16 protein-coding genes are annotated in these 17,988 nt (G+C 62.1%); 6 read left to right on the forward strand and 10 right to left on the reverse strand.

Going from position 1 to position 17,988, the window contains the following annotated elements:
- Positions 1 to 1,930 (reverse strand): DNA topoisomerase 3 (locus H7C18_RS31185; RefSeq protein WP_185133084.1); only part of this gene is annotated, 1,930 nt, incomplete at its 3' end.
- 172 nt (positions 1,931 to 2,102) lie between these two features.
- Between H7C18_RS31185 and H7C18_RS31190 the strand changes: the two genes are divergently transcribed.
- Positions 2,103 to 2,810 (forward strand): DUF421 domain-containing protein, encoded by a 708-nt coding sequence (locus H7C18_RS31190; protein ID WP_185133039.1) that lies wholly within the window; start codon positions 2,103 to 2,105, stop codon positions 2,808 to 2,810.
- A gap of 96 nt (positions 2,811 to 2,906) precedes the next feature.
- Positions 2,907 to 3,197: a MerR family DNA-binding protein gene (locus tag H7C18_RS31195; protein WP_337913967.1), complete on the forward strand. Its 291-nt coding sequence runs from the start codon at positions 2,907 to 2,909 to the stop codon at positions 3,195 to 3,197.
- A gap of 139 nt (positions 3,198 to 3,336) precedes the next feature.
- On the opposite strand, the gene H7C18_RS31200 is transcribed toward H7C18_RS31195, so the two are convergent.
- The 4 genes from H7C18_RS31200 to H7C18_RS31215 form a co-directional block, all read right to left on the reverse strand.
- Positions 3,337 to 3,546, reverse strand: a complete 210-nt coding sequence (locus H7C18_RS31200) for a YwbE family protein (RefSeq protein WP_185133041.1) — start codon at positions 3,544 to 3,546, stop codon at positions 3,337 to 3,339.
- A gap of 75 nt (positions 3,547 to 3,621) precedes the next feature.
- Positions 3,622 to 3,987: a DoxX family protein gene (locus tag H7C18_RS31205; RefSeq protein WP_185133042.1), complete on the reverse strand. Its 366-nt coding sequence runs from the start codon at positions 3,985 to 3,987 to the stop codon at positions 3,622 to 3,624.
- Positions 3,988 to 4,023: 36 nt separating this feature from the next.
- Entirely contained in the window at positions 4,024 to 4,899 is an 876-nt protein-coding gene (locus H7C18_RS31210; RefSeq protein WP_185133043.1) for a sigma-70 family RNA polymerase sigma factor, read from the reverse strand.
- 105 nt (positions 4,900 to 5,004) lie between these two features.
- Positions 5,005 to 5,355 (reverse strand): winged helix-turn-helix transcriptional regulator, encoded by a 351-nt coding sequence (locus H7C18_RS31215; protein ID WP_185133044.1) that lies wholly within the window; start codon positions 5,353 to 5,355, stop codon positions 5,005 to 5,007.
- Positions 5,356 to 5,496: 141 nt separating this feature from the next.
- Here H7C18_RS31215 and H7C18_RS31220 point away from each other — a divergent pair, with 141 nt between their 5' ends.
- Positions 5,497 to 6,525, forward strand: coding sequence for an NADH:flavin oxidoreductase/NADH oxidase (locus H7C18_RS31220; RefSeq protein WP_185133045.1), 1,029 nt, complete (start codon positions 5,497 to 5,499; stop codon positions 6,523 to 6,525).
- 1,007 nt (positions 6,526 to 7,532) lie between these two features.
- Here H7C18_RS31220 and H7C18_RS31225 read toward each other — a convergent pair.
- Positions 7,533 to 9,401, reverse strand: a complete 1,869-nt coding sequence (locus H7C18_RS31225; protein ID WP_185133046.1) for a DEAD/DEAH box helicase — start codon at positions 9,399 to 9,401, stop codon at positions 7,533 to 7,535.
- A 269-nt stretch (positions 9,402 to 9,670) separates the two neighbouring features.
- On the opposite strand from H7C18_RS31225, the gene H7C18_RS31230 reads away from it, so the two are divergent.
- The 3 genes from H7C18_RS31230 to efeB are packed head-to-tail and all read left to right on the forward strand — an operon-like array spanning position 9,671 to position 13,625.
- Complete coding sequence (locus H7C18_RS31230) at positions 9,671 to 11,122, forward strand: FTR1 family iron permease (RefSeq protein WP_185133047.1); 1,452 nt, start codon at positions 9,671 to 9,673, stop codon at positions 11,120 to 11,122.
- Positions 11,123 to 11,155: 33 nt separating this feature from the next.
- Positions 11,156 to 12,370, forward strand: coding sequence for an iron uptake system protein EfeO (gene efeO / locus H7C18_RS31235; RefSeq protein WP_185133048.1), 1,215 nt, complete (start codon positions 11,156 to 11,158; stop codon positions 12,368 to 12,370).
- A 13-nt stretch (positions 12,371 to 12,383) separates the two neighbouring features.
- Entirely contained in the window at positions 12,384 to 13,625 is a 1,242-nt protein-coding gene (gene efeB / locus H7C18_RS31240) for an iron uptake transporter deferrochelatase/peroxidase subunit (RefSeq protein ID WP_273388463.1), read from the forward strand.
- A 201-nt stretch (positions 13,626 to 13,826) separates the two neighbouring features.
- Here the strand turns inward: efeB and H7C18_RS31245 are convergent, their stop codons facing one another.
- The 4 genes from H7C18_RS31245 to H7C18_RS31260 form a co-directional block, all read right to left on the reverse strand.
- Positions 13,827 to 14,753: a carbon-nitrogen hydrolase family protein gene (locus H7C18_RS31245; protein ID WP_185133049.1), complete on the reverse strand. Its 927-nt coding sequence runs from the start codon at positions 14,751 to 14,753 to the stop codon at positions 13,827 to 13,829.
- Positions 14,754 to 15,104: 351 nt separating this feature from the next.
- Positions 15,105 to 16,082: an ABC transporter ATP-binding protein gene (locus H7C18_RS31250; RefSeq protein ID WP_185133050.1), complete on the reverse strand. Its 978-nt coding sequence runs from the start codon at positions 16,080 to 16,082 to the stop codon at positions 15,105 to 15,107.
- Positions 16,083 to 16,095: 13 nt separating this feature from the next.
- Entirely contained in the window at positions 16,096 to 16,992 is an 897-nt protein-coding gene (locus H7C18_RS31255) for an ABC transporter permease (RefSeq protein WP_185133051.1), read from the reverse strand.
- Positions 16,993 to 17,037: 45 nt separating this feature from the next.
- Positions 17,038 to 17,982, reverse strand: coding sequence for an ABC transporter permease (locus tag H7C18_RS31260; RefSeq protein WP_185133052.1), 945 nt, complete (start codon positions 17,980 to 17,982; stop codon positions 17,038 to 17,040).
- Between the last annotated feature and the right edge of the window lie 6 nt (positions 17,983 to 17,988).

Here is a 17,988-nt window from a genome sequence, read left to right on the forward strand (position 1 = left end):
CCGCCGCTCCGCGGGCGCCGCGGCGGCGGGAACCCCCGGCCGCCTCCGCAGCCGGCCGGGCGAAAGCGGTCTTGACCGCGGGCTGCTGGACGCGCACCTTGTCGACGATCTGCACCGTGAACCGCTTCACCTGGTTCATGAACTGCTCCGCCGACGCCTGCCCGCGCGCGATCTCGTTCAGCCGGCGCTCCCACTGGCCGGTCATCTCCGGCGACGTGAGCAGCTCCACGCCCGCTCCGCGGATAAGCTCGACCGCCGTGCGGCCTTTGGCCGTGATGACGATCTTCTTGCCCTGCATGTCGATGTATCCGACATTCTTCAGCCGCTCGATCGTCGCCGCCCGCGTCGCGGGCGTGCCGAGCCCGCTGTCCTTCATCGCGTCGCGCAGCTCCTCGTCCTCGATCTGCTTGCCCGCGCTCTCCATCGCCTTGAGCAGCGTTCCTTCCGTATACGCCTTCGGCGGCTGCGTCTCCTTCTCCTTCACTTCGGCGTCGGCGCAATGCACCGGCTGCGAAGCGTCGAGCTCGAAAACGCCGTCCGTCTCCTCTTCCTCGTCTTCTTTCTCCTCGGCGTCGGCCTTTTTGCGGCTCCCTTTCCTTTGGGCCGATCCGCCGCCCTCATCCGCTCCGCCCTCGTAGATGACCTTCCAGCCGAGCGAGAGCAGCTGCTTGATCGTCGTCTTGAAGCGCTCCTCCTCCACGAGGGTCAGCACCGTATGCACCTTATACTCCGCCGCCGGATAGAAATGCGACAGGAATCGCCGCACGATCAGGTCGTAAATTTTGCGCTCGTCCGGGCTGAGCGCGCCCGCCCGCTTCATCGTCGGCAGGATCGCATGGTGGTCTTCGACCTTGGCCGGGTTGCACACCGCCTTGTTGTTCTTATGGACGAAGCGCTTCTCGGCCTTCTCGCAGATGGACGCATACTCCTGCGTACTCCGAAGCGAATCGAGGATGCGGTGCATCTCGGGAATGTTCTGATCGTTCACGTAGTTGCTGTTCGTGCGCGGGTACGAGATGACCTTGTGCTTTTCATAGAGCGCCTGAGCCGTGTCGAGCGTCTTTTTGGCCGAAAAACCGTACTTGCCGTTCGCCTCCCGCTGCAGCAGCGTCAGGTCGTACAGCCGGAACGGATATTCCTTCGTATCCTTGACCTCGTAGTTCTCGACGACGCCCGGCTTGTTCTTCACCTTCGCCGCGATCTCCTCGGCTTTCTTCGGCTCGGTGATCCGGTCGCCCTGCCACAGTCCGCGATAAATCGTCGTTCCCTGCTCGAAAACGCCGCGGACCTCATAAAACTTCTGGGAATCGAACGCCTCGATCAGCTTCTGCCGGTCGTAGATGAGCGCCAGCACCGGCGTCTGCACCCGCCCGACCGACAGCAGCTCGTTATGCTTCGTCGTAAAAGCGCGCGAGCCGTTCATTCCGACCAGCCAGTCCGCCTCGCTGCGCGCCCGCGCCGCCTCGGTCAGGTTGGCGTACTCCGTCTCGTCCTTCAGCTCCTCGAAGCCCCTGCGAATCGTCTCCGCCGTCAGGTCGGAGATCCACAGCCGTCTCGCCGGATGGCGAAGCTTCAGATGCCGGCGGATAAGCGAGAAAATATGCTGCCCCTCCCGCCCGGCGTCGCATGCGTTGACGAGCGAATCGCACCGCTGCGCCAGCTCCTTGATGATCGCCAGTTGATCCTTCGTTTTCGGATTCGGCAGCAGCTTGAATTCCTCGGGAATGATCGGCAGGTCTCCGAAATTCCACTTCTTGTACTTCTCGTCGTACCGGTCCGGCTCGGCCAATCCGATCAGGTGGCCGATCGCCCACGTAATGATGTACCGCTCGCCTTCCAGGTAATTCCGCTTGTTCTGCGCCTTCGGCTCGATGACCGACGCGATGTTCCGGCCCATGTCCGGCTTCTCCGCGATGACCAGCGTTTTCACGGGCATGTTCCTTTCGGGTTCCTCTTTTCTATTATTCTACCATACCGTTCTTGCATTCGGCCTGTCCTGCTTTACGGATCGCCGATCCCCCGGCTGCCGTTCGCCGCCGCGTATCCCCAAAGGGACCGACGGGCAAAATGAGGCAAACGTTCCGGAACGAAGGGGATGGGCCATGGAGACGATCGGGATCACGACGCTCCGGACGCTGCTCGGATTCGCGTTCCTGCTGCTGCTCACGAGAATACTCGGCAAGAAGCAACTCGGGCAGGTTACCTATTTCACCTATATCACGGGGATCGCTCTCGGCAATATCGCGGGCGAGCTGGCGGTCTCCCACAGCATAAGCGTCCTGGCGGGGATGACCGGACTCGCGGTCTGGGCGATGCTGACGCTGGCGATCGAGCTGATCAGCCTCAAATCTCCCAAGGCGCGGGTGCTGCTGGACGGGGAACCGGCAATCGTCATCAAGAAGGGCCGGATCGAGGAGAGAGCCCTTCGGAAAAGCAAGCTGAACATGGACGACTTGACGATGCTGCTGCGGGACAAGGACGTGTTCAATATCCGTGAGGTCGATTACGCGATTTTTGAGCCGAACGGCCGGCTCAGCGTGTTGAAGAAGCAGAAGGAGGAGTCCGTCAAGAAGAAGGACCTGCAGATCGCGCCGCAGCCCCGCCCTTACCTGCCCACCGAGCTGATCGTCGACGGCAAAGTCGTCGCCCGGAATTTGCAGGAATGGGGCCTGAACCGCGAATGGCTGGATCGCCAGTTGGAGAAGTCGGGAGCTCGTTCGGTCGAAGACGTATTTTACGCGGAGCTGGAGAGCGACGGCAGCTTGTTTGTCGCAGAGAAGCGGCAGGGTCGAGGAAGCGGCGGCCTGTAGGGTACACCCCCTTAACGTTCCCCTTCGGTTACGAAGACTCGGATCTCATCGACGTCCCTTCTCCGCCAAACTCGTACCGGATTCGGCCTGCTTGCGATGTTCGTTCGCATCAGCTTCACGCTGTGCGAATGCGAATTTCGGCTACGATGTTTCAGTATCGGCGTCCCTGACGGGCGTTCGACCGGCTTGCCGCTGGCCGAAATCAAAGAATACACGGAGCTCTACAAAATCGGGGATCGTACGCTGCCGCAAAGGAAGAAGCTGCCGGCGCGCCAGAAAAGCAAAGTGGAGGATCAAATCTCGCTGCTCCTGAAAACGCTGGAAAAGCTCAATTACAAGCTGGCGTTAATCGAAATGCAGGAAAATCAATTTGAAAAGCTGCCGTGAGGTTTCATTCGTTTGCGCATACGAGAAAAGACGCCGTCGCGATGACATCATCGCAACGGCGCCCCGGATCGCCACCTGCGCAATCCTGAATTTTCGTTCGTGCCTCCCTAAGGCCCAAACGCGTACTTTCCTCCCCGCCTTACTCCCCGTCGTCCAGGATCGCCTGAACCCGGCCGACCTGGCCGTCCGTCAGGCGAACCTTGATGCCGTGCGGGTGAAATGCCGAGTTGGTCAGCAAATCCTTGACCGTTCCGCGCGTCAACGCACCCGTCCGCTGATCCTGCTTGAGAACGATGTCCACCCTCATGCCCGGACGGACGTCCGCGCGATTTTTTCCGCTGCCTGCCATGCTGCCTTGCTCCTTCCGTTACCCTTTCCCCAAGTGTAACATGCGGCCGGCGGAACCCCAAACGTACGATGCCGATTAGAAAAGGTTCGTCATGTCGCTTGCGTTCAAACTGATCACTACGGCGTTCAGGACGGCGAACACGAGTGCCGGCGACGATTTGCCGATCGGGTCCTTCGCGTTGACATGCACGAAAAATGCCGCCAGCATCGTGATCCCGAGCCAGATTCCCGCCCAGGCGTTCGCACCTGCGTACCAGTAGCCGACGACGAGCGCCGCGGCGCCGAGCAGTTGGACGAAGCCGGTGACGACGCGGAACCATTGCGGCAGCCCGAGATGGGCGAACATATCGGTCCAGTATTTGGCCCCCGCGACCTTGGCCGATCCGGAGAATACGTAATACGCCACCAGCAAAGATTGCACAACGATCGAGACGATAGTCATTTGAATGTCCTCCTTATTCGAAATGGCTTTTTCCTGTCATTCGCTCAAAACGGCCAGTTCGAGCTGCCCCAAGCGAGCCGGATCGGCGATTTGGTCGATTCGGACGATTTTACCGTCCGCGTAAGTCAGAGCCAGCACGATCATCAGCTGCCCGCGGGGGGCGATCACGATGCCGACGTCTCCGTTCACGAGCACCGCGCGAGCGGCTTTGGCGCGTCCGTACGTCAATCTCCGGGCGACGTCCTCCGAGCCGCGGACTTCGCCCGAAGCGTCTCCGGCGGCGGCGCGGTCGTCCCGAAGCACGACGTCCGGCGCGAGCACCTTCAGCAGCGAGTCGATGTCGCCGGCGCGGGCGGCGGCGAGGAAGGAGTCGACCAGCGACCTCTGCATGCCGAGGTTGGCCTTTGAGGCCGTCTTCGCTCCTTGCACGCGGCGGCGCGCCCGGCTGGCCAGCTTGCGGGCCGCCGCTTCGTTACGCCCGACGATAGGCGCGATCTCCTCGAACGGCACGGCGAAAACATCGTGCAGCACGAACGCGATGCGCTCGGCGGGATTCAGCGTGCCGAGCACGACGAGCATCGCGAGGCCGATGGAATCGGCCAGCAGCGCTTCCTGCTCGGGATCGCCTCCGGCCTTGCGGTCCGCGGCCTGCTTCGCCGCATGAACCTCCATAGACTCTTCGCGCCGCGCCTTCCGCGAGCGTAGAAAGTCGAGGCACACCCGCGAGACGACCGTCGTCAGCCATCCGCCGATATTTCCGATCTCGCCGGCATCCGTCCGGCTGAGCCTCAGCCACGCCTCTTGGACCGCGTCGTCCGCATCGCTCAGGGATCCGAGCATTCGGTATGCCAGCGCCTGCAGTCGGGCCCGGTTGGCCTCGAACTGCTCCGCCAACGCTTTGTGTTCGTCCATGGGCTCCAGCTCCTCTCTTAGTGGGGTCTTGCATGCATGACGGATGTGACCGCGCCGATGTGACCGGTCGGCGAAAAAAAATTTTTTCGGCTGTGCGCCCCTGCGTTATTTCTCTTCCAGAAGGAGCCCGAACCGCTTCAACTCTAGAAAAATACCTTCCAGCCGCTTGCCCAGCTCCGTCAACGTATATTCCACCCGGGGCGGAACTTCGGCATATACGGTCCGCGACACGATGCCGCGGTCCTCCAACTCCCGGAGCCGGACGGACAGCGTCTTCGGACTGATGCCGTCCATAGCCCTCAGCAAATCCCCGAACCTTCTCGTACCTTCGAGCAACAATTCTCGCAGAATAAAAAAAGTCCATTTCGTTCCGATGACCTCAAGCGCCGAGACGATCGGGCACAATTCGTCGGAGTCGTCATGGTCCAAGGTGATCGTTTCCTCCCATGCGTTCATCCCGGAAAACCCCTTCCGCTTCAATACTTTCCTTTCGGAAATAATGTGAACTTTATATCACTACTTCCCAGAGTGAATTAATATGATTACAATATCGTCAGACAGGGCAACATGCAATAGAGACAAGAGGAGGAGAGAAAAATGGCGGCATCCGCTTTATCCAAGGCTTTCTCGATCGGCAGCCTGCAGCTCAAAAACCGGATCGTCATGGCGCCTATGTGCCAATATTCCGTCGACGCCAAGGACGGCGTTCCGAACGAATGGCACTACGTTCACTATGTATCCCGCGCGGTCGGAGGCACCGGGCTCATTATCGCGGAGATGACCGACGTCGAGCCGGACGGCCGGATTTCCGACTACGATCTCGGCCTGTGGTCCGACGAGCACGTGCCCGCTTTTCGCCGAATCGCGGATGAAGTTCATCAATACGGGGCCAAGTTCGGCATTCAGATCGCCCATGCCGGACGGAAGGCGGAAGACGCGCCCGTCCCCGTCGGCCCGTCCGACATCCCCGCAGGAGGCCGGTATAAGAAACCTCGGCCGCTGACCACGCAGGAAGTACGTGAAATGGTCGGCAAGTTCCGCGACGCGGCTCGGCGGGCAATCGAAGCCGGCGTGGACATGATCGAGCTTCACGGCGCGCACGGCTACCTGATTCACCAGTTCCACTCGCCCGCCATCAACAACCGCAGCGACGAGTACGGGCAAGACTTGGCGCGGTTCGGAACGGAAGTCATCCAAGCCGTCAAAAGCGTCATGCCCGCCGGCATGCCGCTGTTCCTGCGCATTTCCGCGATTGAATATATGGAAGGCGGGTACGATCTCGCCCACAGCCTCGAGATCGCTAAGCGTTACCGCGACGCGGGCGTCGACGTGTTCCACGTCTCGAGCGGCGGCGAAGGACCGCCGGCCGGCGAGCGGAAGCCCGGCAACTATCCGGGCTACCAGGTTCCGTTCGCGCGCGCCTATAAGGAGACGCTCGGCGTGCCCGTCATTGCCGTCGGCATGCTGGAGGACCCCGCGCTTGCCGAGGCGACCGTCGCCAACGGCGATGCGGACCTCGTCGCCGTCGCCCGCGGCATGCTGCGCGATCCATACTGGGCGCTGAACGCCCTCCGCGCCACCGGCGCGCAGACGGCGCCTCAGAAGCAATACGAGCGGGCTTACTGAGCGCGCGCGAAAAGGCCGATTCCGGGAGTTTTTCTCCCTGGGGTCGGCCTTTTTGGCCGTATACCGACTGTCCGGATAGGTAGGGAAAGCCGAAAAAACGGCTAACGGGCTCTCGTGGTTGAACGAACTGGGAGAGATAACCGCTAATATCGGCTAAAGGAGCCGTATGGCTGCCCCTGTGGTCGGTTATAGCCGAACATTTCGGATAACGGCACCTCTTTGGAAGCCCACGTGGGCGGAGATAGCCGAGGAAATCGGTCAACTGAACGCGGTGACAGATCGGACGGGCGAGGATAGCCGAGATAATCGGTTAAAGGTACCGTGCGAATGTCCGATCAAGTGGAGATAGCTGCAAAAAATCGATTAACCAAACCTCGCAACAGATGGGACGGGCGAGGATAGCCGAGATAAACGGTTAAAGCTACCGTGCGAATGTCCGAACAGGTGGAGATAGCTGCAAAAAATCGATTAACCAAGCCTCGCAACAGATGGGACGGGCGAGGATAGCCGAGATAAACGGTTAAAGCTACCGTGCGAATGTCCGAACAGGTGGAGATTGCTGCAAAAGCCGATAACCATACCTCGTGACAGTTCGGACAGGCGAGGAAACCGAGAAAATCGGTTGAAGGAACCGTGCGAATGTCCGACCCTGGTGGAGATAGCCCAAAGGATCGGTTCATGAGACCAGTGGCGGCCCAACCGAGCCCTAACGAATCTGAGCGGCGCTATTTGGTCCAAATCGGCCGTTTGCAGAATGTAACGAAACCAGATGACCTTATGGAGCAAAATGCCGCCGCCTTTCTGACATTTTGGAGCCAATAAGGTCGTTTCGTTTCGTTACAGTGAAATCCAATGGCCTCCTAGCCAAATAAGAACGCTAGGATTCGTTAGCGCGAGGGAGACTTTGGGGACACGAGGTGGGAATGGGTGCAGGATAAGCGAACTTGTCGCATCTATAAATACAAAAACCCCCCGACCATACGTCGGAGGGTGCAAATACAGCCGGCCTAGCGCGAGCGCCCGCGCCCGCCGCCGCCACTTCCCGGGCGCCCCGGCTTGCCGGCGCCCGAACGGCCTCGGCCCGCGGCGCCGGGCTGGCCGCCGCGGCCGCCAGTCGCGGGCCGCCCGCCGTCGCTGCGGCCCCGCACCCCATTGCGGCCGCCCGGCGCGCTCTCGCGGCCGCGCTCCCCGGGCCGCGCCGCCGTATCGCCGGCGGCGCGTGCCCGACCGGCCGGGCGCGTCCACTCGCCCGGCCCTCCGCCTTCGCCGCCGTGCGTCCGCGCATCGGCGGCACGCTCGCGGCGGCCCGGCCCGGCACCGCTGCCGCGGCCATACTCGCCGCCGCGCGGCGATGGCTCGCCTGCGGGCCGCTCGCCCGGCCGGCGCGTGCGGCCATGGGCGGCCGTCGCTGCCATGCGGCCGCCCCGGCTCCTTGCGGCGCCGAATCCCTGCTCGCCGCCGCTCAGGCTCCTCTCGCTGCCGAATCCTTGCCCGCGGCCGCCCTGCCCCCTGCCGCCGTCGGTGCTCGGCCCGCGGTCGCCTCTGCCATCGCCGCTGCCAGCTCTCGGCTCGCGGCCGTCCTGGCTCCTTCCGCCGCCGAATGCCTTCCCGCGGACGCCCGTGCTTCTTCCGCCGACAGATCCCCGCTCGCGGCCGCCCTGCCCCCTGCCGCCGTCGGTGCTCGGCCCGCGGCCGCCCTTGCTTCTGCCGCCGCTAGCTCCCGGCTCGCGGCGCACCGTCCCCTCGCCGGCCCCGAGCGGTGAGGAACCGATCGTGCGGCGTTCGAGGGCCATGCCGATGCCGCTCTCGATATTCGCCAGCTCCGGACGGTCCTTCGGAGCGGCGAACGTGATCGCCATGCCGGATTCGCCGGCCCGGCCGGTGCGTCCGATGCGGTGGATGTAACTCTCCACATCGTGCGGTATGTCGTAATTGTAGACGTGGGTGACGCCTTCCACGTCCAGTCCGCGCGCCGCGATGTCCGTCGCGACGAGCAGCTGCAGCTTCGCCTCGCGGAACCGCTTCATGACCTGCTCCCGCTTCGCCTGCGACAGATCGCCGTGCAGCTCGTCGCACGAATAGCCGGCGCTCTGCAGCGCCTCGTTCAGCGTGCTCGCCCGCCTTTTGGTCCGGCAGAAAATCATGCCGAGATACGGCCGAGTCTCGTCGATCATCGCCTTCAGCGCCGCCTGCTTGCCCCGGTCGGTCGTCTCGACGACGAGCTGCCGGATGTCCTTCACCGTCACCTGCGGCGCGCGTACGGTCACTTCCTCCGGCTTGCGCAGAATGCGCGCGGCCAGCTCCCGGATCTTCGCCGGCATCGTCGCCGAGAACAGCAGCGTCTGGCGCTGAGACGGCGTGTTCCGGAGAATCTCCTCGACCTCGCCCAGGAAGCCCATGTGCAGCATCTGGTCCGCCTCGTCCAGCACGAGCGTCTGGACGCCGTACAGCTGCACCGTTTCCCGGCGCAAGTGATCGAGCAGCCGCCCCGGCGTCGCGATGACCAGATGCACGTTGCCTTTCAGCTTGGCCAGCTGGGCTTCGACGTCCTGACCGCCGTACACGGCCAGCACGCGAACCCCCTCCTCCTCGCCGATAAGCTTTTTGACTTCCGCCGTAATCTGCAGCGCCAGCTCCCGGGTCGGGGTCACGATCAGCCCCTGCAGCTTGTCGGATCGCGTATTGATTTTTTCCAGCATCGGCAGCACGAACGCAAGCGTCTTCCCCGTCCCCGTCTGCGCCTGGCCGATCACGTCCTTCCCTTGCAGAACGAGCGGAATCGCCGCCTTCTGGACCGGAGTCGGCTCCTTGATGCCGAGAGCGGACAGCCTGGCCGTTCGATCCTCCGATATTCCCAATGATGCAAAGCCTGACACGTAAGCACCTCATTTGAACGGTTTCCATTTTCAGAAAACCTTAATGCCCCTATCGTACCACAACGGGAGCCTCCGGAAAATTCGCGTCTCCGGGCACTTAAAATTGTCTGGATGATTTCCCTTTTCGCGATTGACAGATGGGCCATGACGTCCCTATAATCAGTTAGAGTGAGAATCATTATCAAGTACGGCTTTTTGCTGCGATGGGCTTGGAAGGAGGCATCTCCATGACGGGATCCAGCCGCTCGATTTCGAGGATCCTTTTTGTTTTGACGATTTGGCTTGCGGCGGTATGCTCGGTATCCGCGACGGCGCTGCCCGGCACGTCTTACGCGGCTGCGTCGGATGCGGACACCGAGAAAGCATCCGCCGATATCGATATGCTTCTTCAGCATCTGGATGCGGGGGATACCGCTTCGGCGAAGCAGGACTTCGCGGCGGTCAAGAAGTGGTGGACGGCGGACAAGAACGACGCGAAGAGCCGTTCGCTCGACCTGGCGATGGAGATCGACGGCCAGATCGCGGCCATCTCGCTTGCGCTCCTCGGCGAGAATCTCGACGAAGCGAAGGCTCAGGCCGGCAATCTCCGCTTCTCGGTGACGAATCTGAAGGACGGCGCCTATACCGATAACAACGGGAAAAGCCAGCTGACGCTCTCCACCTACATTTTAAAGCTGAGGAGCGCCGCGGATCTCGCGAAGAACGGCAAGTGGGACGACGCGAGAAACGAGGTCAAGGTGCTGCAGCAGCAGTGGCTCACCGTCGAAGGAGACGTCGTCAGCCAGTCGCAGAGCGTCTATAACGATTCCGAACGGGATCTCGTGCTGCTCGACGGTTATTTGAGCGATCCGAACAAGCGGGAGCAGGCGGGGCCGATCTTCGACCGCATGATCGATTCGCTGGCTCCGCTTGCGGATGCGCACTATTCTTGGTGGGATGCGGCTCTCATTCCGATCCGCGAGGGCATCGAAGCCTTGCTCGTTATCGGCGCTCTGCTGATGTACGCCAAAAAGGCCGATTCCAAGCCCGCGAGACGCTGGGTCGTCGGCGGCTCGGCTCTGGGCCTCGCAACTTGCGTCGCGGTCGGATCCGTCGTCGCCTTGGCGTTGTCCTCCGCCGCCTTCGGCCGCAACAACATGCTGATCAACGGCTGGACGGGAGTTTTGGCCAGCGTCCTGCTGCTGTACGTGAGCTACTGGCTCCATCGCAATTCGGACGCGAAGCGCTGGAGCAGGTACTTGGCCTCGAAAAGCTCGCAGGCGTTATCCGGCGGACGCATGTTCTCGCTCGGCTTGCTCGCTTTTTTCGCGATCGTGCGGGAAGGACTCGAGACCGTCATCTTCCTCATCGGCATGGCCGGCAAAATGCCGGGCGCCCAGCTCGCCGCCGGCATCGCGACGGGCTTCGGCATCCTGGTCGCCGCCGCGTTGGTGATCGTGAAGGCCGGCTCCCGGCTGCCGATTCGTCCCGTTTTCCTGGTATCGAGCCTGATCGTCTTCTATCTTTGCTTCAAATTCATGGGCACCGGCATTCACAGCTTGCAGATGGCCGGCGTTCTGCCCGCGACGATTCAGGACGGCCTGCCTGATTTCGCATCCTTGAGCTTGTATCCCTCGTGGTACAGCACCCTGCCGCAGCTCTTGTTCTTGGCCGCAGGGATCGCCGCCGTGATCGTCTCCATCTGGACGGGCAAGCGCCAGCGCCCGGTATCCCATTCATAGGCAAAATTTACGACCCATCGGAGGTTCCTTTCTATGTTAAAATCGTCTTTGAGCGTTCTTAGCTTGGCCGGCTTGCTAGCCTTGACCGCATGCGGCAGCAACTCGAACGATCCGGCAAACGCCGGTTCGGCTTCGCCTTCCGCGTCATCCTCCCAGGGCGCATCGGCATCGGCTTCTGCCTCGACCGCTTCGGCGTCGGCTTCGGGCCCGTCCAGCGCGATTCAAGAAGGCGCGGCCAGCATGCTGGATGCCGTAAAGCAGCTGCAGGACGCGATCGGCAAGCAGGACGCCGCGAACGTCAAGACGCTCGGCAAGTCGATCAACGACACGTGGCTTTCCTTTGAGAATGCCGTTCGCCAATCGTTTCCGCTCGAATATACCGACGTGGAAAAGTATGAAATGCCGATTTTCTCCGCATCCGCTTATGACAAGATCGATTTTGACGAGCTGAAGGCGAACGCGGACGGCTTGACCGACGCTTTAACGAAGCTGCAGAATGCCAAACCGACGACCGAGAGCTCTTCCGAGCTGCTGAACCAAGCGGTCGTGAAATACCAGGATTACATCGCCGATCAGACGAGCAAGCTCGTGACGCAGACGCAGGCGTTCGTCGACGCCGTCAAAGCCGGCAATGCCGACCAAGCGAAGACGGAGTATGCGAAAGCGCGCGTCTATTACGAGAATATCGAACCGGTCGCGGAGAGCTTCGGCGATCTCGATCCGAAGATCGACGCCCGCCTCGCCGACGTCGACGATCCGAATACGTGGACCGGCTTCCACCGCATCGAGAAGGCGCTGTGGCAGGACAACTCCCTGGAGGGACAGGACCAGTACGCCGATCGGCTGATGACGGACGTGAAGGATCTGCAGGCACAGATGAAAACCGTCAAGCTTGAGCCGAAAGCGATGGTCGCCGGCGCCATGGAGCTGCTGAACGAAGCGGCGACGTCGAAGATCACCGGCGAGGAAGAGCTATACTCGCACCTCGATCTTGTCGACCTGGCCGCGAACGTGGACGGCTCCAAAACGGTGTATCTGGCCATCATTCCGGCTTTGAACGAGAACAACACCGACCTCGCCGACAAGCTCGACCAAGCGTTTATGAAGATGGAGCAGTCGCTCTCGAGCTATGTGAAGAACGGGCAATATGTGGCGTACAACGAGTTGACGACGGATCAAATTCGCCAGATTAGCGACCAGCTGAGCGAGCTGTCCAATCTGATGTCCCAAACCGCCGCCATCCTCTAAGGAGGAGAATAAGTTGGAATCCAAGCAAACGGGCATCACGCGCAAAGACTTCATCAAGATGTCGGTAGCCGCCGGCGCGGGAATCGCGCTCGGCGCTTCCGGCTTGGGCGCGATTCTGGGGGCGACAGGGAACACGCTGTCGGCTTCGAAGACCACGGCCTCGGCCGAATCGGGAGACGACGTCATCCCGCTCTACGGCGAGCATCAGCCCGGCATCATCACCCCGCAGCAAACGTATTTGTATTTGGCCAGCTTCCGCGTGTCGACCGACAGCAAGTCGGATCTGGTCAGCATGCTGAAGGACTGGACCAAATTTTGCGACTTGAGCGTATCGGGCGGAACGATGATGACGGGCGACAATCCGCTCGTTCCCCCGACGGATACGGGAGAGTCGCTGGATCTGCCGGCTTCGAAGCTGACGGTAACGTTCGGCTTCGGGCCTTCGTTCTTTCGGGACGGAGGCAAGGACCGCTTCGGCATCGCCCGGCTTGCGCCGCAGCATTTGAAGGACATTCCGCGCATGGCGCGGGACAATCTCGACCCGTCGATCTCCGGGGGGGATATCGTTCTGCAGGTTTGCGCGAACGACCAGCAGGTCGCTTTCCATGCCGTGCGCAACCTGATTCGGCTGTCCGTCGGCACCGCCTCGCTGAACTGGATGCAGGAAGGGTTCGCCAGCGGGACTCCCGGCAAGACGCCTCGCAATCTGTTCGGTTTTAAGGACGGAACGGCGAACAGCCTGCATGATTCCGCGGACGGCTACGACCGCATCGTCTGGGCTGGCGACGGAGAGCCGGATTGGATGAAGGGCGGCTCCTATCTGGCTTACCGCAAGATTCAGATGAAGATCGAGACGTGGGACCGGACCTCGCTCTCCGACCAGGAGGCTACGTTCGGACGCTTCAAGGTGTCCGGGGCCGCATTCGGAGCGAAGGGCGAGTTCGATGCCGTCGACGCCTCCAAGCTGCCGGCCGATTCCCATGTCGCCCTGGCCAAGCAGACGAAGCAGCAGATTCATCGGAGAGCGTATTCCTATACGGATAAAGTCGACCCCCGAACGGGCAATGTCGATGCCGGGCTGCTGTTCATCAGCTATCAGCGCAATCCGGACGAACAGTTCATCCCGATGCTCCGGCTGATGCAGAGCAAGGACGCGCTGAACGAATACGTCTCGCACGTGGCGAGCGGCATGTTCGCCTGTCCGGGCGGCCTTCGCGAAGGGCGTTATATCGGTCAGAACATTTTGGAAGCTTGAGCGGACTTATGAACAAATCCCCCAAAAGTGAAGTGATGCTCTGAAGATAAATCCGATTCCTTTTGGGGGAGCCCCCGGTTATCCACAGGAAATTTAATCGCATAATTTCCTAAACAACAAAAAAAGGCCCGTGCTGCGATGTCTAAGATCGCAGCACGGGCATTCTTCTTGCCGTTCGATTGGTTAAGCTGCTGCCTTGCCTTATACCCCGGCCGCCGCCGGAACCGGCTTGCCGCCCCACTTCTCATTCTGCTTGACGCCGGCCAGAAGCTTCTCGTAAATGTCCGGGCGCCAGTCGGGAATGCCGGTGATCGGGTTGTCGGAGTACAGGGTGAGCATCTTGCGCGTCTTGTCGGCGATGGACAGGTCCAGCGTCGCGATCAGCAGCGCCTCGTCGTTCTCCACCGGCTCCGCATAGTACTTGGTGCCGAACGGAGTGACGCTCGGGCCGACGATCAGGCTGCCGCCCGGGAACTGCAGATCCTGGTCGGGGCCGGCCAGGTTGGAGCTTACGACGAAGGAGCCGTTCTCCAGCACGCGCGCTTTGAGCAGCGTATAGTAGAGCTCGTTCCAGCCCGGGACGTCGGATACGGCGGTCGGGTTCAGGTAGAGCCGCGAGCCGAGCGCGGCGTAGTAGCGGAACAGTTCCGGGAAGCAGTACGTGTCGTAGCAGATGCCGACGCCGACCGGTCCCCACGGGGTGTCGAACATCAGCGGCTCGCTGCCTTTTTTGGCCCACATCGATTCCTTGCCCGCCGGGTGGATCTTGCGGTAGCAGCCGATGATCCCTTCCGGCCCGACCACGAGCGCGGAGTTGTACACGTCGCCGGTGGCGGCGTCCCGCTCCGGCATGCCGATGACGGCATAGACGCCATACCGGCGGGTCAGCTCCGCCAGCTCATTCGCAACCGGCCCCGGCACCGTCTCGGCGTTCGCCAGCTGCATCTCGATCGAATCGCCCTTGACGTTGTAGCCGGTCAGCGCCGTCTCCGGGAACAGGATGATGTTCGCTCCCCGCTCGCTCGCGGACTTGATGTAGCCTTTCATCCGGGCCAGATTGCCCGCTTTGTTGCCCCACTCCGCGTTGAAGTTGATCGTGGCGACGTTGACGATGTTCTCGTAAGCCATGGTTCCTTCATCCCTTCTACTTTTAGTTGAAAGCCGCTGCCGCAAGAACCTGCGAATCTGCAGGTTTTGCATAGGCGACGGGTTCCGTGAATTTCGGAAACTGCAAAAATACAGGCTTTTCGGGAGAAAATCGCCACTTTGGGTGTGTTAGGGGTGAATTGCCTGCATTTTTGCAGGAATTGGCGCAACAGACCGGCGAATCGCCTGAAATTCCTGCATTTTTACAGGTTTGCGCGGGTCGAATGGTGCAGTCTCGGGTTCGGATCTGACGGCCTGAGTCGGACAACCCGCGTTTTCGCAACTCGCGTCTAGCGCCCGGCGTCGGGGCCTCGCATCGGGCCGCCCGCCCTCCTACGCGGACTTGCTCTCTTCGATCAAAAGGCACGCCGCCTGATGGCCCGGGCCGACTTCGGTCAGCGCCGGCGTCTCCCGCGCGCAGCGCTCGGTGGCGAGCGGGCAGCGGGTGCGGAAGCGGCAGCCCGACGGCGGGTTCAGCGGGCTGGGCAGCTCTCCGGCCAGAGCCGGCGCGCCGCTGCCGGCGTGCTCGACGTCGAGCGACGGAGCCGAAGCGAGCAGCGCCCGCGTGTAAGGGTGGGCCGGATTGCCGAAAATGCGCTCGGTCGGCCCTTTTTCCACGACGCGGCCGAGGTACATGACCATCACTTCGTCGCTCATATACTCCACGACGTGCAGATCGTGGGAGATGAAGATGAGAGACAGGGCGAACTCCTTTTTCAAGTCCTGGAACAGGTTCAGCACTTGCGCCTGTACGGATTTGTCCAGCGCGGACACCGCTTCGTCGGCGATGACGATCTCCGGCTTCAGGATGAGCGCCCGGGCGATGGCGACGCGCTGCCGCTGGCCGCCGCTCAGGCTGCCGGGCATGCGATCCGCGTGCGTTCGCGACAGGCCGACCGCGTCCAGGTACTCGTAAGCGGCCTGCCTCGCCTCGGCCTTGCCCGAGCCGTTCGCCCACAGGGAGAAGGCGACGTTGTCGAGCACGGTCATCTGCGGGTCGAGCGACGAATACGGATTTTGGAACACCATTTGGATTTGACGGCGAACTTCCTTCAACGGCCCGCCGGAGAGCGACAGGATGTTGCGATCGCGATAGTTCACTTCGCCGGTGTCCGGCTCGATCAGCCGCATGAGCAGCCGGGCGAGCGTCGACTTGCCGCAGCCGGACTCGCCGACGATGCCGAGCGTTCCTTGAGCGCCCAGAGAGAAGGACACGCGGTCGACCGCGGACACGCCGCCCTTGGTGCGGCCGATGAAGTTGCGGATCGGGAACGTTTTGCCGAGGTTTTTCACTTCGAGGATCGTTTCCATGCGGCTGGGCCCCCTATCGTTTAAGTTCGAGCGCGTCGCTGAGCGCGTCGGAGACGAGGTTGAGCGAGAGCGACGTCAGGAAGATGAAGATGCCGGGCACGATCGTGACGACCGGGTTGACGAAGATAAGCTGCTTCAGGTTATTCAGCATGAAGCCCCATTCCGGCGTCGGCGGCGACACCCCGAGGCCGAGGAAGCTGAGCCCGGAAGCGACCATCAGGCAGACCCCGATCTGCGACGTGCTGAACACGAAGATTTTGCCGAAAATGTTGCGAAGCACGTGGGACCGAACGATCAAGCCGGCTCCGGCTCCGCTTGTTTTGGCCGCTTCGATGAACTCTTCCTTCCGTACTTCCTTGGCCGCGCTCTCGGCGATCCGGGCGATGGGCGGGATGAAGACGACCGTCGCGGAGATGATGATGTTGCTGATGCCCGGGCCGAGCGCCGCGGAGATGCCGATGGCGAGCAGAATGGCCGGGAACGAGAAGACGATGTCGAGCGCCCGCATGATGATCGTGTTCGTCCAGCCGCCGAAGTAGCCGGCGGCGACGCCGAGCCCGCCGCCGATGACGCTGGCGAGGAGCACCGGCAGCACGCCGGACAGCAGGCTGAGCCGGCCGCCGTAGAGAATGCGCGACAGAATGTCGCGGCCCTGCTCGTCGGTGCCGAGCACGTGCCCGGCGCTGCCGACCTCCTTCAGCCGGTCGGTGACGGCGCCGTCATTCGGCCCGTACGGGGCGACCCAGGGAGCGAGCAAGCAGGCGAGGACGATGAGCAGCAGTACTACGAGCGCGGCCAGCGCCACTTTGCGCCGGGAGAACGACTTCCAGATTTGCGCCGCGCGGGAGGGTTCCCGGCCGGCGGTGGCCAGCGCGGCCGTTCCTCCGGCCGTTGGGGCGTTTATCGCCATAGGGATTCTCTCCTTCCTGAGATGAGGGGATTCTGCGAAGCGGTATTACGCATGACGGACCCGCGGGTCCATGGCCGCATGCACCGCGTCGACGATCAGGTTGAGCAGGACGAACGCGATGGCGATGACGAGCACCCCGGCCTGCACGACGGGGAAATCCCGCTGACCGATCGCCTGATAGATGACCTGCCCGATGCCGGGCCAGGAGAAGACGGTCTCGACGAGAACGGAGCTGGCGAGCAGCGCGCCGAATTGCAGCCCGGTCACGTTCAGGATGGTCGGCATGCCGTTGCGCAGCACGTGGCGGAGTATCGTCCACCGCCGGACTCCCTTCGCCTGGAGCGCGAAGATAAAGTCCTGCTTGAGGATGCCGGACACGGTGCTCCGCACCATTCGGGTCATGATGCCGACGCTGGACAGCGCGGTGGCGGCGGTCGGCAGCACCAGGTGCTTGATCAGGTCTCCCGTTCCCGAGCTTCCCGCCGTGTTCATGCCCGACGAAGGAAGCCAGCCCAGGGTCACCGAGAAAATGCCGATCAGGATCAGCGCCGCCCAGAAGTTCGGCAGCCCGATGCTGGCGAGGCTAAGCCCGTTGAACAGCGCCGCGATTCGCGAGTTCGGATAATAGGCGCTGTAGACGCCGACGACGAGCGCGATGATAAAGGCGGTGACGGCGGCGGCCGCGGTCAGGATGACGGTGTTCTTCAGCGCCGGGAGCAGCATCTCCGTCACCGGCAGGCGGCGGGTGACCGAGTCGCCCAAGTTGCCTTGGACGACCCGGCCCAGCCAGATGCCGTACTGGGCGATCATCGGCTTGTCGAGGCCGAGTTGGGCGCGCACCGCCGCCCGTTCCGCTTCGGAAGCGTCCGGGGGGACGATCGAGTTGACCGGATCCCCCGGGACGATCTTGAGCATCAGGAACACGATGATGGATACGCCGAGCAGCGTCGGAATCATGAGGGCGAGACGTTTGAGGACGAACGATGCCATGCGCGA

The sequence above is a fragment of the Cohnella zeiphila genome (assembly GCF_014212055.1).
GTDB classification, from domain to species: domain Bacteria; phylum Bacillota; class Bacilli; order Paenibacillales; family Paenibacillaceae; genus Cohnella; species Cohnella zeiphila.

Excerpts from the sequence above, each read along its gene's own strand:
- H7C18_RS31210 (WP_185133043.1), bottom strand. The coding sequence starts at position 4,899 with ATGGACGAACACAAAGCGTTGGCGGAGCAGTTCGAGGCCAACCGGGCC.
- H7C18_RS31260 (WP_185133052.1), bottom strand. The coding sequence starts at position 17,982 with ATGGCATCGTTCGTCCTCAAACGTCTCGCCCTCATGATTCCGACGCTG.
- H7C18_RS31255 (WP_185133051.1), bottom strand. The coding sequence starts at position 16,992 with ATGGCGATAAACGCCCCAACGGCCGGAGGAACGGCCGCGCTGGCCACC.
- efeO (WP_185133048.1), top strand. The coding sequence starts at position 11,156 with ATGTTAAAATCGTCTTTGAGCGTTCTTAGCTTGGCCGGCTTGCTAGCC.
- H7C18_RS31200 (WP_185133041.1), bottom strand. The coding sequence starts at position 3,546 with ATGGCAGGCAGCGGAAAAAATCGCGCGGACGTCCGTCCGGGCATGAGG.
- H7C18_RS31195 (WP_337913967.1), top strand. The coding sequence starts at position 2,907 with ATGTTCGTTCGCATCAGCTTCACGCTGTGCGAATGCGAATTTCGGCTA.
- H7C18_RS31245 (WP_185133049.1), bottom strand. The coding sequence starts at position 14,753 with ATGGCTTACGAGAACATCGTCAACGTCGCCACGATCAACTTCAACGCG.
- H7C18_RS31205 (WP_185133042.1), bottom strand. The coding sequence starts at position 3,987 with ATGACTATCGTCTCGATCGTTGTGCAATCTTTGCTGGTGGCGTATTAC.
- H7C18_RS31220 (WP_185133045.1), top strand. The coding sequence starts at position 5,497 with ATGGCGGCATCCGCTTTATCCAAGGCTTTCTCGATCGGCAGCCTGCAG.
- H7C18_RS31250 (WP_185133050.1), bottom strand. The coding sequence starts at position 16,082 with ATGGAAACGATCCTCGAAGTGAAAAACCTCGGCAAAACGTTCCCGATC.
- H7C18_RS31190 (WP_185133039.1), top strand. The coding sequence starts at position 2,103 with ATGGAGACGATCGGGATCACGACGCTCCGGACGCTGCTCGGATTCGCG.
- H7C18_RS31215 (WP_185133044.1), bottom strand. The coding sequence starts at position 5,355 with ATGAACGCATGGGAGGAAACGATCACCTTGGACCATGACGACTCCGAC.